Here is a 15,620-nt window from a genome sequence, read left to right on the forward strand (position 1 = left end):
AGCGCGCAATGCTTTGGCTTCGGGCATGACTGCCACTTCGTCGATCAGCGGCTTGCAGCGCGTGCTCGAGGACGAGCGGCCGCGGCTGCTGCGCTTCCTCGCTGCGCGCGGGGCGGGCGACGATGCCGAGGATGTGCTGCAGGACCTGTGGCACAAGATCTCGGGCGCCGAGGCGCGCCCGGTCTCCGATCCGATCTCCTATCTGTTCCGCGCCGCCGAGAATGTGCTGCGCGATCGCCAGCGCGCCAACCTGAGTCGCGGGCGGCGCCAGCATGAATGGCAGGACCTTGCGGCCAGCGATCACGCGCCGCAGGGCGAGCGCGTGCTGATCGCGCGCGAGCGATTGCGCGAGGCGGAGACGACGCTGCTTGCACTTGGGCCGCGAGTCGATCAGGTTTTCCGTCGCTACCGGCTGGAGGGGCTCGGCCAGGCAGCGATCGCTCGGGAATTGGGGATAAGCTTGAGCTCGGTGGAAAAGGATCTGCAGAAAGCGTACCGCGCCCTCGCCCAGCTGAAGGACCGGTTCGATGCGGAATGATCGCATCGACTCCGTCCTCGGGTTGAGGTGGGCATGAACGGGCAGGTTTCGGAACTTCTTGCAGAGGACGCCCGGGGGTGGGTGATCCGGCTGCAAGACTCGGCTTTCGCCGATTGGGACGCTTTCGCCGATTGGCTGGAGCGCGATCCCGCGCACTTGCAGGCCTATAATCAGGCACTCGACGCCGATGAGGCGATGGCGGGGCTGTTCCAGCTGGCGCCGGCGCCGGTGGTGGTGCCTGAGGCCGAACCGGTGGCGCCGCGTGCGCCACGGCGGCTGTTCCTGATCTCGGGCGGCGCGGTCGCCGCCGCGCTGGCGGTGGTGGTCGGCTGGTCCAGCCTGGGCAGCGGTCCCGGCGGGCATGAATATGCCACGCGCGCCGGCGAGCGCCGCGAAGTCGCGCTGGCCGACGGATCGAGGATGGTGCTGAACGGCGCCACCCGCGTGGCGGTGCTCGACAAGCGCAGCGCCGAACTGATCGAGGGCGAGGCGCTGTTCGAAGTACGGCACGACGCCGCCAACCCGTTCATCGTCAAGACCGGCGGCGTCACGCTGCAGGATGCCGGCACCGTGTTCAATGTGGTGCGCGACGAGACCGGGTTGCGCGTCTCGGTGGCCGAGGGCGCGGTGATCTACCAGCCCCAGGCCGAAGCGGTGCGGCTGAGCCCAGGCGACTCGCTGAGCGTTGCCGGCAGCGGCCGCCCCGAAGTCAGCCGGACCATCGTCACCGATATCGGGGCGTGGCGCGGTGGGCAGCTCGTTTATCGCAATGCGACGCTCGAGCGCGTCGCCGCCGATCTCTCCCGCAACCTGGGCGTCAAGGTGCGGGTGGGGAAGGGAACGGAAGCCATTCCGTTCACGGGCACGATCTCTACCCAGGGCGGTCCGGGAGCCGTGGTCGAGCGCATCGCCGCGCTGACCGGTACCCGTGCGACCCGTGCGGGCAATGGATGGATGCTGGACGCGATCGACGGTGCACCGCACTAAGCTGATCCTCCCGATCGCTTTGCTGGCGGCTTCGCCTGCGCTTGCGCAGGAGAAGCGGCATAGCGTCTCCGTGCCTGCCGGACGGCTCGATGCCGCGGTGTTCACCCTCGGCAAGCAGACCGGCAGCAGCATCGGCCTGCGCGAGCCCGCATTGGGCGGCATCACGGTGCGGCCGATCAAGGGCAAGCACAGTGTCGATGGCGCGCTGGCCGAGATGCTGCGCGGCACCGGCGCGCGCGCGCGCCGCGTTGCCCCCGGCACCTGGCTGATCGAACGCGCCCCGCCGGTGCGGCATCGTCCGGCGCCGCCGCCACCGCCCCGCGAGGAGCCCGATGCGCCGCCGGCCGAGATCCTGGTCACCGGCAGCAAGCGCGATGTGCCGCTCAAGGCCTATCCGGGCGGCGTGCAGATCGTCGAGGGCGAGGACATCCCGGTCTCCGAAGGCGGCAAGGGCAGCGATGTCATCGCCAACCGCGTCGCCAGCCTCGCTTCCACCCACCTCGGGCCGGGGCGCAACAAGCTGTTCATCCGCGGCATCGCGGATTCGAGCTTTGTCGGGCCGACCCAGGCGACTGTTGGCCAATATTGGGGCAACAGCCGGATCACCTACAGTGCGCCCGATCCCGACCTGAAGCTGTACGACATCGGCCGGGTAGAAGTGCTCGAGGGGCCGCAGGGCACGCTCTATGGCGCGGGATCGCTGGGCGGCGTGGTCCGCGTGGTGCCGCGCGCGCCTGACTTCTGGGCAAGTGGCGGCCAGGTCTGGGGCGGCGGCTCGCTCACCCAGCATGGCGACCCGAGCTGGGACGTGGGTGGCATCGTCAACATGCCGATCAAGGAAGGCGAGCTGGCCTTCCGCGCGCTGGCATTCAGTTCGCGCGACGGCGGCTATATCGACGACCGCGAGCGCGGGCTGGCTGACGTCAACAGCGTGCGCACCACCGGTGGCCGTGCGGCCTTGCGCTGGGAAGTCGATGGCTGGACGATCGACGTGGGCGGCGTCGGCCAGAGCATCAAGGGCAATGACGCGCAATATTCGGACGGCAAGGGCGATGGCCTGAGCCGGAGGAGCCCGATCGCCCAGCCGTTCCAGAATGACTTCTGGCTGGCCGAGCTGGTCGCCCGCAAGCGCTGGGGCGATATCGAGTTGAGCACGGCCGGTGCCTATGCCCGGCAATATGTCTCCGAAGTCTTTGCCGGTGCCTCGGTCGACGACGTCAACCAGGGTTTCCCATTGCCCGCGCTGAACTCCCCGCTGATCGGCTATCAGCAAATCAACCGGGTGAGCATGATCACCTCGGAGACGCGGCTGTCACGGCGCGGCCCGCGCGGTACCGGATGGCTGATCGGGGTCAGTTTCCTCGAGAATCGCGGCCGGGTGAACCGCAGCTATGGGTCGATGCGCGCGGCGCTGACCGGCGTGCGCAACACCGTGGACGAGGCGACGCTCTACGGCGAGGGCACGGTGGAGCCGGTACGCGGGGTGACGATCACCGCGGGCGGGCGGCTGACGCGCTCGCACCTGACCGGCAATGCGCAGGACGCGGACCGTTTCTTCGCCTTCCGCGCCGATCCACGTGCGAAGGCGGCGCGCACCGAGACGCGGCTGCTGCCCTCGGCCGCGATCGCCTATCGCCCGTTCGACGGGCTCACTGTGTTCGGCCGCTTCGAGCAGGGCTTCCGCCCCGGCGGCCTGGCGGTACGGCGCGACCTGATCCAGCGTTTCCAGGGCGACCGGCTTTCCACGGTCGAGGCGGGCACGCGCTACACCGCCGATGGGCTGAGCGTATCGACCAGCGCATCGATGACCTGGTGGACCAGCATTCAGGCCGACCTGATCGACGGCTATGGTTTCCCGACCACGTCGAACATCGGCGACGGGCGGGTGCTGTCGCTGGGGATGGCGGTGCGATGGCGGCCGCTGCCGGGGCTGGACCTGGACGGTTCGCTCTATCTGAACGCTTCGAAGGTGACCGACCCTTCCGCGGCTGTGTTCCCGCTCGCCGAGGGACCGTCCGACTTCAACCGGCTGCCCAATGTCGCCGATGCGAGCGGGCGGCTGGGCGCCGCCTATCGCACCGCGCTGGGCGGCGAGACCGAATTCTCGGCGAGCAGCTATCTGCGCTATGTCGGGCGCTCGACGCTGGGCATCGGGCCGGTGCTGGGCAAGCCGCAGGGCGACTATGTCGATACCGGCATGGAGCTGCGACTGGAGCGTGGCCGGCGAGCGATCACCCTGTCGGCGACCAATCTGCTCGATACCCGCGGCAACCGCTTCGCGCTGGGATCACCGCTGCTGATCCGCGACGAGAAGCAGATCACCCCGCTGCGCCCCCGCACCGTGCGGCTTGGGGTTGAGCTGGGGTTCTAGTCTTTACGGCGGAGAAACGCTGGGCCCTGGCTTTCGCCGGAGAACGGAAAAAGCGAGTCCCGTAATCTTTGCCTAATTTTTTTGAAAAGCGTTGCGGGATCGCCACAGGGGCTCCGTCTCAACCATGCCCCCGAGGCAGGAATGCTTAGTCGTCCCCCGGCACCGCATTCGCTGTCTCGAACCCCCGGGAGGGGCGCGCCATTGCGTATCTGTGCCCCGGCGCGCCCCTCCCGGGGCCCAATTCAAGGGCCCAGAAAAGGGATCGCATGAAGCTCTTCCTCGACGGCGAGATTGCGCGTTTCGCGCGCATCGCACCCGGCGCCGATCTCGAACTTGCCGTGGTCATCCCTACCTTCAACGAGCGGGCCAATGTGCCGCTGCTGATCGACAAGCTCGACGCCGCGCTGAAAGGGCGGAGCTGGGAGGTGATCTTCGTCGACGACAACAGTCCGGACGGTACCGCCGATGCGGCACGTGCGCTCGGTCGCAAGGACATGCGGGTGCGGGTGATCCAGCGGATCGGCCGGCGCGGGCTCTCCTCGGCCTGTATCGAGGGCATGTGCGCCACTTCGGCGCCCTTCGTCGCGGTGATCGACGGCGACCTGCAGCATGACGAGACGCTGCTGCCCCAGATGCTCGATGCGCTGGAGCGTGACCAGAACCTCGACGTGGCGATCGGTTCGCGCTTCGTCGATGGCGGCGGCACCGGCGAGTGGGATGAGGACCGGGTGGCCAAGTCGGCCTTCGCGACCAGGCTCTCCCGCAAGGTGCTCAAGGCCGATCTCTCCGATCCGATGAGCGGCTTCTTCATGATCCGCGCCGGCGTGGTGCGCGACCTAGTGCCCAGGCTCTCGGCGATCGGCTTCAAGATCCTGCTCGACATCATGACCGCCTCGCCGCGGCCGTTGAAGTTCGTCGAGCTGCCCTATGTGTTCCGCACCCGGGCGCTGGGCGAGTCCAAGCTCGATCATGTCGTGGCGATGGAATATCTGATCGCGCTCTATGACCGGATGTTCGGCAAGGTCGTGCCGGTGCGCTTCGTGATGTTCTCCGGCATCGGTGCGCTGGGTGCGGCGGTGCATTTCGCGGTGCTCTCTGCGTTGTTCTGCGGGCTCGGATGGTCGTTCGTCGGTGCGACGATGTTCGCGGTGCTGGGCGCGATGACCTTCAACTTCTTCCTCAACAACGCGCTGACCTATCGCGAGCAAAGGCTGAAGGGCGCGGCCAGGCTGCTGCGCGGCTGGGCCAGCTTCTGCGTGGTGTGCGGCGCGGGCGCGGCGGCCAATGTCGGCGTCGCGGCGTTCCTCCACAATGTCCAGCATGGCGACTGGCGCCTGTCGGCGCTGGCCGGGATCGGCGTGGCGGCGGTTTGGAACTTCGCGCTCTCGTCGCGTTTCGTGTGGGGGCGGTACTGACCACCCACGTATCCGTTCCCCGGCTTGCGCCGGGGAAGCGGTAGTTTTACGCCACCAGCCGCAGCCGCCGCTTCCTCGCCGCGCTGCGCGAGCTGCCGCCGATCAGCGTCTGCAGGTCGATCATCCCGCGCGCCAGACCCAGGCCCGGAGGCGCCGCGATGTAGCGGGCGGTCCAGACCGGCGAGAACTTGTCCTTGTAGGCGCGCAGACCTTCGAAGCCGTAGAATGCGTCGCCGTGCCGGTAGAGCAGCGCCCCGATCCGCGCCCACATCGGGGCGAGGCGGCGGGACTCGATGCCCGACAGCGGCGCCATGCCGAGATTGAACCAGCGATAGCCCTGGTCGCGGCCCCAGATCATCAGCTGGACGAACAGGAAGTCCATCGTGCCGTAGGGCATCTCGTCGAGATGGCGCATCAGATCGACCGACAGCTCCTCGCGATTTTCGGTTGCCCAGACATTGGCGAAGGCGACGATCCTGCCGTTCTGGCGGACCAGCGCGCAATCGAAGCGGGCGATATAGGCGGGATCGAAGCGGCCGACCGAGAAGGCCTTCTCGCCATGCCCCTTGTCGGCGAGCCAGGCATCGGAGACGGCGCGGAGCTCGGGCATCAGGGCAGGGACCTGCGCCGAGGGCACGATCTCGAAGACCGCCCCTTCGCGGGCGGCGCGGCGATCGGAATGACGGAGCGAGCGCTTTTCCGAACCATCCATCGAGAAGCCTGGGAGCGGCACGCGAGCTTCCTCGCCATATTTCACCAGCTGAAGGCCGAGGTCGATCGCGATCGGCAGCGTGTCGGTCGAGATCTGGTAGAGGAGCAGGCGGCCCTGCGCGGCATCAGCCATCTCGCGGATCTGCCAGAGCAGGTCGCCCCATTCCTCCTTCGGGCCGACGGGGTCGCCCATCACGATCCAGCTCTGGCCCTGTACCTGGTACATCAGCAGCGTCTCGCCGCTTTCGGAGCGCAGGAAGCGCTTGTCGCCGGCATAGGCGAGCAGCGAGTCCGTGCGGTTGGCGTGGACCAGGGCGAGGCGGGGCAGCTCGGTGTCCGGCGCGTGCTCCTCGCGCTTGGGCTGGGCATAGCCGAACCACTGGGTGACGGCGACGCAGGTGAGCGCCACGGCAGTGGCGAAGCTGGCGCGCAGGAAGCGCGAGGCGTCGCCCTTCCAGGCGAATTCCCACCAGAGATTGTCCTGATAGGGCACGTGCTTGAAGGCGAAGAAGCCGATCCAGGTAGCAAGCGCGACGGCGACCGCGACGGACAGGAGCGCGCGGCCGGTGAGCGCGCTGGTGAGCGCGGTCTTGCGATAGAAGGCGGTGCGCGACAGCTGGAGCAGGCCGGCGATGATCAGCAGGATCACAGCTTCCTCATAATCGACCCCCTTCATCAACGAGAACAGCGCGCCGGCGAGCAGCAGCGTGCGGCAGAGCAGAAAAGCGGCGTCGAGACGGCGATAGAGCGCGGGGGCGATCAGCAGCAGCGCGGTGCCGGCCAGGCTGGCGGCGATGTGCGAGGCCTCGACAAAGGGCAGGGGGACAAAGGCGTGGAGGTCGCGCAGGCGCGCGGGGATGGCGGGGAGCGAGCCCGAGACAAGCAGCACGATGCCGCCGACGAAAACCAGTGCCGCGAGGAAGGTGGGGGCGAGGCCATGCATCGCCAGACCGACCGCGCGGATCGCGGCGAGCGGCTTCTTCAGCTGGCGGCGCTCATGCACCGCGAGCAGCGCGGCGGCGACCAGCAGCGGCAGGACATAGTAGATCAGCCGGTAGAGGATCAACGCGGCGAGGATGCGCGACGGGTCGGCGCCCGGCAGCACCGCGAGCATTACCGCCTCGAACACGCCGACGCCGCCGGGGACATGGGTGACCAGTGCGGCGATGATCGCCAGCGCATAGCCGAGGAAGAAGGCCGGGAAGGCGTGGAGGCCGGCGCCGGGGACGAGGATCAGCAGCGCGGCGCTGGCGAGCGCGAGGTCGACCGCCGAGGTGGCGATCATACCGAGCGCCTGCGTCCGGCTGGGGAGCGGGGCGTGCCAGCGCCCGAGGCGCAGGTCGCGGGGCCTGGCGCGCAGCACGGCGAGTACGCCCAGGGTTGTCGCGAGGATCGCGATGCCGATCGCGCGCTGGACGCTGGCGGAGATGGTGACGCCGGCGAGCTCAAGCCCGCCGCCGTGCAGCGCGAGCGCGGCGCCGGCCATGACGACCACGCCCGACCAGAAGGTCAGGCTCGCGGTGGCGATCACCTTGACCACATCGGCGGTGTCGAGCCCGGCGGCATGGTAGACACGATAGCGTGCCGAACCGCCGGTAAGCAGCGCGAAGCCCAGGTTATGGCTCAGCGTGTAGCTGGTGAAGGAGGCGAGCGCGGCAGTGCGATAGGGGAGTGGACGGCCGATGATGCGCAGCGCCAGCACGTCGTACAGCGTCAGCATCAGGTAACTGCCGACGGTCAGCGCCAGCGCGCCGGCGACCTGCCAGGCACCGATCGCGTGGAAGGCGTGGCGCACGTCGCGCCAGCGGACCTCGTGGAGCAGCCCGTGCAGCGCCGCGAAGGCGAGCGCGACGATGCCGATGACGGCGCCGATCTGGAGCGCGGTTTTGTGGGCGGGGCGCATCGCGTCGGCCCTCAGCCGCGCTGCCAGACCTGCGACTTGCAGATCCAGCCGCCCAGGATGCATCCGCTGATCTTCAGGCTGTTCGGGCCCTGCTGTTCGATCTTCGAGTAGAAGGTCTGGCCCATGTCGGGGACATAGACCCGGCCCTGCCACTTGCCGTTGCCGGTGGGGTGATAGTCCTGGAGCAGTTCGGTGCCGATCAGCTTGGCGACGCCGCTGTCCTTCGCGTCCTTCTGCGCCTCGGCATTGGCCCAGACCACCCAGCCGCACAATTTGTCGCCGCACGCGCCGGTCTGCACCTTCACCGTGCCGCGCGGATTGACCCAGGTGCCCATCACGCCGGTCGCGGCGGCGACCGGAGCCTGGGCGGAGGCCTGCATGGTGCCGAGCACCGTGGCGGCGAGGCCGAAGCCGGCCAGGATCTTGCCGAAGCGCATGTCGAATGTCCCTCTGTTGGTCCGTTGTCGCGGCCCGCTCTAGGTAGGCGCGGCTGTCCGCCGCGTGATCCCAAACCTAAATATTGGTAATGTTGGCGATGCCGGCGTGGAGCGCCTTGAACAGCGCGTCCGGATCATGGTGGAGCATGTGCCCGCCCGGCAGCACGATGCGGCGGACATTGGTCTGGGTCAGCTTCGGGCAGAGGCTGTCGGTCTCTTCCACGCCCTGCACGCAGAGCGTCGGCACCCAGGTGAGCTGGCGGCCGGTAGGCAGCGCCATCGCATCGGGCTTGGCCCAGTTGAACAGCTCGTTGGGTGATGCGCGGAAGAAGACGGTGTCGGTGGGCACCACCAGCGCGACGGCCTTCACCCTGGCGCGCAGGTCGGCGGGCAGGCCGGTCAGGCCGACATGCATCATGTCCGCGCCGAAGGACTGGCCGATCATCACCAATCGGTCCGCGTGCCCGAAGGCGAGCGCGCGGCGCGCGGCGGCGGCGATCAGCGCCTGGACCTCGGCCGGGCTGCGCTGCTGGCGGAAATAGGCGAGCGAGCTGACACCCACCACGGGCACGCCCTCTGCGGCGAAGCGCCTGGCGATCTCCGGCCCCATGCCGATCTTGAAGCCCATATCGCCCGAGACCAGCACCACCGCCAGGCCGCGCGCATGCGGGGGCGTGGGTTTGGTGGGGGCGATGTCATAGAAGACCGGGCCGCCGAAATAGCCGATATAGGTCAGGAAGCCGGTGAATCCGGCGAGCACCAGCGCTAGGGCGACCAGGGCGATCTTCAACTTGCGGCGGCTACGGCGCATGCGCGAACTCCTTGAAACTGCTCGCCGTGTAGCCTGTCGCAGTTCGCGAAGGAGTGGCCGGATCATGACCAAAGCTTAACGTGACTTGCTGACCTATGGCGGGCATCCCGATGCTCGAAATGACCACCAATGAAATCCGGGAAGACGCCAGGACCGCCGGCCGCGCGATGCGCGGGACCGACGGGTTCGTGCTGATCCTCGTCCTCTCTTTCGCGCTCAGCGCCATGGTGATCCTGGGCTGGGCCTGGCGATCGGGAATCAACCACGTCTTCGCCGCACAGACCGGCGCCAACATGTTCCCCGGCTTCACCGCAGAGACCCCCAGCGGCGCTGCGCACGGGCTGGTCGTCACCAGCTTGCGCTCGGGCAGCGAGGCGGCGCAGGACGGGATGGAAGTGGGCGACGCGATCGTGGCGATCGATGGCCGCGGGATCGACACGCTCGACCAGGCGCGGCGTTACCTGCGTGACGACCGTCATCCAGAGGTATATCTCGACTTGGTCCACCAAAAGCAGCTACGCCATCTCAAGCTCTTGCGAAGTGCGAGTGGAGAGAATGGGGCACAAGCTGCTGCTGGTGGAGGATGACGAGGCCACCGCCGCGTACATCGTCAAAGGAATGACCGAAGAGGGGTTCACGGTAGACCGCGCCGACAATGGGCGCGACGGCCTGTTCCTCGCCAGTGACGGCAGTTACGACGCGATCGTGCTCGACCGCATGCTGCCGGGCATGGACGGAATGGCCGTGCTCGGTGCGCTGCGTGCCGCGAAGATCGAGACTCCGGTCATCATCCTCTCCGCGCTCGGCACCCCTGACGACCGGGTCGGCGGGCTCACCTCGGGCGCCGACGACTATCTCGTGAAGCCCTTCGCCTTTGCCGAACTCCTCGCCCGCGTGCGCTTGCTGCTGCGCAAGCGCGGGGCGGCCGAGGGCGCGGTGACCAAGCTCAACTCCGGCGACCTCGAGATGGACCTGCTGTCGCGGCGGGTGAAGCGGGGCGCCCGGGTGATCGACCTGCAGCCGCGCGAGTTTCGCCTGCTCGAATATTTCCTGCGCCACCCGGACCAGGTGATTACCCGCACCATGCTTCTCGAAGGCGTGTGGGACTATCATTTCGATCCGGGGACCAACGTGATCGACGTCCATATCAGCCGGCTGCGCAAGAAGCTGGACGATGGTGGCGAGCCGATCCTCCACACGATCCGCGGCGCCGGCTATCGGCTCGGCCCGGCAGCCTGAGATGACGCTCCGTCTGGGGCCGCTGGCGCGTTCGGTGACGGCGCGCTTCGTGATCGTCGCCTTCCTCGTTCAGCTCATCGTCACCGGCGGCATCCTGTTGTTCGTCCAGCAGGCGAGCGAACGCGCGTTGGCGGCCGAGCAGAAGACCCTGGTCGCCGAACTGCGCGACGACCTGGTCTCGGCCTGGCGCGCCGGCGGGGACGAGGGGTTGCGGCGGCTGATTGATGCCAGGCTGGAGCAGGCGCATGCCAGCCCGCCTGTGATCCTGCTCGCCACCGCCAGGCAGGACCCGATCCGCGGCAATCTGGGCGACTGGCCGACGGTGATCCCGGCCCGGACCGACTGGCAGGCAATCGAGCTCTACCGCACCGGCAGCGACCGGGCGGAGCTGATGGGGGTATCCTCCACCACCTTGCCCAATGGCGAGCTGCTGCTGGCGGGGCACGTCATCAGTTCCAGCGTGCGCCTGGCGCGGGTGAACGAGGAAGCGATCACCGCGGCTTTGGTGATCGGCGTGATCTTCGCGCTGCTCAGTGCGCTGCTGATCGGCAGGGTGCTCTCCAACCAGATCCAGGGCGTGGTGAGCACCGCGCGCGAAGTGGGCGAGGGCCGGCTAGGTCGGCGCGTGCCGATCGACGGCAGCGGCGACGCGTTCGATGCGCTGGGCCAGTCGGTCAATGCGATGCTCGACCGGATCGAGGCGCTGGTCTCGCAACTGCGGATGATGACCGACGGGCTGGCGCATGACCTGAAATCGCCGGTCACCCGGATCAAGGTAGCGCTGGAGCGCGCGATCATCGAGACCGAGGACGAGACCGCGCTGGCGGCGCTGGAAAGGGTCTCGGGCGAGGCGGAGACGCTGCTCGGCATGCTCTCCACCGCGCTGCTGATCAGCCGCGCCGAAGCCGGGATCGGGCGCGACCGCTTCGTCGATACCGACATCGCGGCGCTGCTCGAGGATCTGGCCGAAGTCTATGGCCCGCTGGCTGAGGATCGGGGCTTCGAGATCGCGGTGGAGGCGGAGTCCGGCCTGCACGTGGCGCTGCACCGCGAGTTGGTGGGGCAGGCGCTGGGCAACCTGATCGAGAACGCAACCAAATATGCCGAGGGCGGGCATCGGATAACGGTGAGAGCCGCGCGCGAAGGCGGCGGGGTTTCGCTGTCGGTGGCGGATGACGGGCCGGGCATTCCCGAGGCGCGCCGCGCTGAGGCACTGAGCCGCTTCGGGCGGCTCGATCCGGCGCGGCATATTGCCGGGTCCGGCCTGGGGCTGTCGCTGGTCGAGGCGGTGGCGCGGCTGCACCAGGGGAGCTTCGCGCTGGAGGATGCCGGTCCGGGGCTGCGGGCGGTGTTGCGGTTCTAAGCGCCAATCCCTCTACCGCTTGCGGGAGAGAGAATAGGGTCACACCGCCAGCGCGTAGGTGATCACCAGTGCCGCCACCGTCATCAGCGACATGGCCGCGATGAAGGTCACGTCGGCGATCCGCTCCAGCTCGTGCAGGCGCTTGGCCGGCCCGTGGCGGATCGCGAAATAGCTGGTCAGCGTCGCGATCAGGAACAGCACCGAATCGAGCGCCAGCATGTCGTCGGCCAGCGTATTGGCCTTGCGCACCGCGATCACCACCCGGAGGATGCCGATCGCGGTGAGGCAGACGCCGACCATCGCGGCGGCGATCGGGCAGATCATCCGGCAGGCACGCTCGTCGAGCATGTACTGGCTGTGATGCTCCTGCGGCGGCCCCTTCACTCGGCGGCGACCGGGGTCCGGGTTTCCACCTTGGCTTCCGGCTCGGCCACCGCGTGGGCTTCCACCCGGCCGCTGCGCTCCAGCTTGCCCCAGCCGACCCAGGGTCCGCGCAGCGCGTTGGCGACGGCGCGGATCACCACCCAGTACATCAGCTGGCGATAGACGAATCGCTGGGCGAGTAGCAGCAGGCCCGGATAGCGCTTCTCGCGCTTCTCCATCCGGTACGCGATCCAGCCGCACAGATAGTCGATCGCCATGAACGACACCCAGTAGATCCCCATGCGGATCACGTCGCTCTCGGTCTGCGCCCAGCCATGCTGGTAGACACGCAGCGCGGTACCGAGGATCGAGACGAGAAGCGCGGCGTCGATCAGTGGGGAGATCAGCGCGAAGGCGATCTGGAACACCCATGCCTGGGGAATGCCGACCAGCGCGAGGCCGGCGGGCTTGCGGGTGCGCAGGATCGCGCGGTGCTTCCACAGACACTGGAGCGTGCCGAACGCCCAGCGGAAGCGCTGCTTGGCGAGCGCGCCGAAGCTCTCGGGCGCCTCGGTCCAGGCGACCGCGTCGATGTCATAGCCGACCCGCCAGCCCTTGCGCTGGATCGCGATGGTCAGGTCCTGGTCCTCGGCCAGCGTGTCGACCGGATAGCCGCCGACATCGTCCAGCGCCGCCTTGCGCCATGCGCCGACCGCGCCGGGGACGACCATGATCGCATCGAGGCTGGCCAGCGCGCGCCGCTCGAGATTCTGCGAGGTGACATATTCGACAGCCTGCCAGCGGGTGACCAGGTTGATCCGGTTGCCGACCTTGGCATTGCCGGCGATCGCGCCGATCTCGTCATCCTCGAACCAGCGGGCGAGGCGGGCGATGGTCAGCGGCTCGAACTGGGTATCGGCATCGAGCGCGATGACAATGTCGCCGCGGGCGATCTCCAGCCCCTTGTTGAGCGCGCGAGCCTTGCCGCCATTCTCCAGGGTGAGCAGCTTGACGCGCGGCTCGGCGGAGAAGGCGTTGCGGACCACGTCGCTGGTGCCGTCCTTCGAACCATCGTCGAGCACGATAACCTCGACATTGACCTGCTCGCTGGCGAGCACGCGGCGGATCGAGTTCTCGATCACCTTGGCCTCGTTATATGCCGGGATCAGCACCGAGACGAAGCGGCCGGGATCGATCGCGGGAGCGACCGGGCGGTTCTTCCTGCGGTTGCCGTTCACCGCCAGCGCGGCGAGGACCAGGGCGCGGGCGATGCCCAGCGCGATCGCGACGAAGAACAGCCACTTCAGCGCGAAGCCGATGATCGCGGCGACGAGGAAGATGCCGACATCGGTGCGCACCGCGGCAAGATCGGCACCCTTCACTTCTGGCATCACCTGATCGCGGGTGAGGCCGGCGAGTTGCGAGACGGGGACGAACTGATAGCCCTTCGCCCGGAGCGCGTCGATGATGCGGGGCAGTGCGGCGATGGTCTGCGAGCGGTCGCCGCCGCCGTCGTGCAGCAGGATGATCTGGCCGGACTGCTCGTAATTGCCGGCTTCGACCTCGCGCAGCACGGTGTTGACGATCTCGTCGGTGCCCGGGCGCTGCCAGTCGTTCGGGTCCACGTGCAGGCCGACATTGGTGTAGCCGGCGCGCTGCGCGGTGAGCGCAGGGATCAATTCGTCCGCGGTGGTCGGCTCAGCGTCGCCGAAATAGGGCGCGCGGAACAGGCGGACCGAGCGGCCGGTATAGGCTTCGAGCAGGCGCTGGGTGGCGTTGAGTTCGATCCGCGTGCCGCGCGCTGAGGCGAGCGCCAGGTTCGGGTGGGTGAAGGTGTGGCTGCCGATCTCATTGCCTTCGTCGACGACGCGGCGGACGAGGAACGGCTCGGCCATCGCATTCTCGCCGATCATGAAGAAGGTGCCGGTGACCTGCTTGGCCTTCAGGATGTCGAGGATCTTGGGCGTCCAGTCCGGATCGGGGCCGTCGTCGAAGGTCAGCGCGACCTTGCCGGGCATATAGCCGGTGCGGGTGACGACATAGGGCGTGGGCAGCGACTGGAAGGTCTCGTCGACGATCAGGCCGTTCGGGTTCTGGACGATGGTGCGGGCACCCACGCTCGGCGTGCTGGTGATGCGCAGGATCTCGCCCGAGCCCTCGACGTCGACGTCGCCAACCGCCTCGATTCGGCGCAGATCGGGGATCTTGCCCGAATGCGCGGCGGCAAGGGCGGGCCAGAAGTTCGAGTCTTCCGAGCCCAGGCGCCACAGCGCGACACCGCCGACGCCCTTGATGTTGGCGGCGCGCAGCTGGTTCCAGGCGGTGGTGGCGTCGGCCATCCACACGGTGTGCTCGGTGCCGTTCTCCTCATAGGCGAAGCTCTGGTTACCGCTCGCCTTGTCGAAGGTGACGGTGGCGTCGCTGTCGTGCGCGATCAGCCAGGCCTCTTCGATCGAGATCGGATCGGCCTTGCCGGGGGCGGTCCAGTTATAGCCATAGTTGGCGATGCCGACGATTAGCTTGTCGGCCGGAACCTGGGTGAGCGCGGCGTTCATCTGGTTGACGAACCAGGCCTGGCTGGCGATCGGGCCGGGCGCGGTGACGGGCGCGTGCTCGTCATAATCCATCAGGATCAGCTTGTCCGTCGCGGCGGCATAGGCCTTCATGTTCCAGTCGTCGTCCTGGGCGGGGACGGTGACGGAGACGCTCATCTTCGCCGCGGCGAAGCGGGCATGCGCGTCGCGCAGCAGCGCGAGATAGCCGGGCTGGGCGGCGGTGGGCAGCTCCTCGAAGTCGAACACGGCGCCGTCCGCCTTGCGGGCGACCAGGGTGCGCTGGAGACTGTCGAGGAAGGCGGCGCGCGCCTTGGGATCGCGCAGCAGCGCGGCGGCGCCGGCGCTGTCCCAGTTGTCGCCGGTGGCGTTCTGCACCATCGGCAGCACCTTGGGGCGCCTGGTGGCGCCGGCGATGATCGTATCGAACTGGGGATCGGGGGTGACGGCGATTGCGTGCTGCGCGCCGGTGACGCTGTAGAGCGACGGCACGACCCAATCGAGGTCGTTCACGTGGCGGCGGAGGGAGGCGCGGCTGGCATCGTCCCAAGGCACGTAGAAGCCGACGGAGAGCGGCGCGCTCGACGCATGCGCCTTGCCGCGCGGCAGCCAGGAAGCGAAGCTGTGGCGCAAGTGATTGGCCTGCTGCTTCAGCGAACGGGGCTGGGGATGCTCCATCGCCATGGCAAGTGGGCCCGGGGTGGGCACGCGGACCACCGTCATCGCGAACGCACCGGCGGCCAGCACGATCACCAGCAGGAGCGCGAAGAAGGCGCGCATCGTCCAGCGGTTTCGCTTGCCGCTTGCGTCGAAGAAGATCGGACGTTCCATCGCCTCTGTGCCCTGATTGCAATGTCTGGTGGTGCGACGCCCGGCCCGAGGAGTGCAGGAGGACCGGGCGCCGCTGGTTTGCCGGCCATGAACGCGGAT

Annotated in this window: 12 protein-coding genes; 7 read left to right on the forward strand and 5 right to left on the reverse strand. The window is 68.2% G+C overall.

Annotated features, from left to right (window positions below; all coding sequences use genetic code 11):
• Positions 1–25: 25 nt before the first annotated feature.
• The 4 genes from AC1RJ5_RS19910 (at position 26) to AC1RJ5_RS19925 (ending at position 5,311) form a co-directional block, all read left to right on the forward strand.
• Positions 26–538, forward strand: coding sequence for an RNA polymerase sigma factor (locus AC1RJ5_RS19910; protein ID WP_269576219.1), 513 nt, complete (start codon positions 26–28; stop codon positions 536–538).
• Between the two features lie 33 nt (positions 539–571).
• The gene (locus AC1RJ5_RS19915) at positions 572–1,525 is read left to right on the forward strand and encodes a FecR family protein (protein ID WP_260396190.1); all 954 of its coding nucleotides are present in this window, start codon (positions 572–574) and stop codon (positions 1,523–1,525) included.
• Positions 1,512–3,896, forward strand: coding sequence for a TonB-dependent receptor (locus AC1RJ5_RS19920; protein ID WP_493115287.1), 2,385 nt, complete (start codon positions 1,512–1,514; stop codon positions 3,894–3,896). Before AC1RJ5_RS19915 ends, AC1RJ5_RS19920 begins: the two co-directional genes overlap by 14 nt.
• A gap of 266 nt (positions 3,897–4,162) precedes the next feature.
• Positions 4,163–5,311, forward strand: a complete 1,149-nt coding sequence (locus tag AC1RJ5_RS19925) for a glycosyltransferase family 2 protein (protein WP_493115289.1) — start codon at positions 4,163–4,165, stop codon at positions 5,309–5,311.
• Between the two features lie 46 nt (positions 5,312–5,357).
• On the opposite strand, the gene mprF is transcribed toward AC1RJ5_RS19925, so the two are convergent.
• The 3 genes from mprF to AC1RJ5_RS19940 all read right to left on the reverse strand — a co-directional run bounded on the left by mprF (position 5,358) and on the right by AC1RJ5_RS19940 (position 9,173).
• Positions 5,358–7,925, reverse strand: coding sequence for a bifunctional lysylphosphatidylglycerol flippase/synthetase MprF (gene mprF, locus AC1RJ5_RS19930; protein WP_493115291.1), 2,568 nt, complete (start codon positions 7,923–7,925; stop codon positions 5,358–5,360).
• Positions 7,926–7,936: 11 nt separating this feature from the next.
• On the reverse strand, positions 7,937–8,362 hold the full coding sequence (locus AC1RJ5_RS19935) for a DUF2147 domain-containing protein (protein ID WP_493115293.1): 426 nt from the start codon (positions 8,360–8,362) through the stop codon (positions 7,937–7,939).
• Positions 8,363–8,438: 76 nt separating this feature from the next.
• Positions 8,439–9,173, reverse strand: a complete 735-nt coding sequence (locus AC1RJ5_RS19940) for an AcvB/VirJ family lysyl-phosphatidylglycerol hydrolase (RefSeq protein ID WP_493115295.1) — start codon at positions 9,171–9,173, stop codon at positions 8,439–8,441.
• Between the two features lie 119 nt (positions 9,174–9,292).
• Here AC1RJ5_RS19940 and AC1RJ5_RS19945 point away from each other — a divergent pair, with 119 nt between their 5' ends.
• The 3 genes from AC1RJ5_RS19945 to AC1RJ5_RS19955 are packed head-to-tail and all read left to right on the forward strand — an operon-like array spanning position 9,293 to position 11,775.
• Positions 9,293–9,760 (forward strand): PDZ domain-containing protein, encoded by a 468-nt coding sequence (locus AC1RJ5_RS19945; protein ID WP_184168712.1) that lies wholly within the window; start codon positions 9,293–9,295, stop codon positions 9,758–9,760.
• Positions 9,729–10,412: a winged helix-turn-helix domain-containing protein gene (locus AC1RJ5_RS19950; protein WP_184168711.1), complete on the forward strand. Its 684-nt coding sequence runs from the start codon at positions 9,729–9,731 to the stop codon at positions 10,410–10,412. The genes AC1RJ5_RS19945 and AC1RJ5_RS19950 overlap by 32 nt, the downstream gene beginning before the upstream one ends.
• 1 nt (position 10,413) lies before the next feature.
• A complete protein-coding gene (locus AC1RJ5_RS19955) occupies positions 10,414–11,775 on the forward strand; it encodes a sensor histidine kinase (RefSeq protein ID WP_493115298.1) in 1,362 nt (453 codons plus the stop codon).
• Positions 11,776–11,814: 39 nt separating this feature from the next.
• Here the strand turns inward: AC1RJ5_RS19955 and AC1RJ5_RS19960 are convergent, their stop codons facing one another.
• Both AC1RJ5_RS19960 and AC1RJ5_RS19965 read right to left on the reverse strand, forming a co-directional pair.
• Positions 11,815–12,159: a hypothetical protein gene (locus AC1RJ5_RS19960; protein WP_311768497.1), complete on the reverse strand. Its 345-nt coding sequence runs from the start codon at positions 12,157–12,159 to the stop codon at positions 11,815–11,817.
• A complete protein-coding gene (locus tag AC1RJ5_RS19965) occupies positions 12,156–15,521 on the reverse strand; it encodes a glycosyltransferase (protein WP_493115301.1) in 3,366 nt (1,121 codons plus the stop codon). The genes AC1RJ5_RS19960 and AC1RJ5_RS19965 overlap by 4 nt, the downstream gene beginning before the upstream one ends.
• Positions 15,522–15,620 lie beyond the last annotated feature (99 nt).

This window comes from Sphingomonas sp. GW822-FHT03G08, from assembly GCF_058801135.1.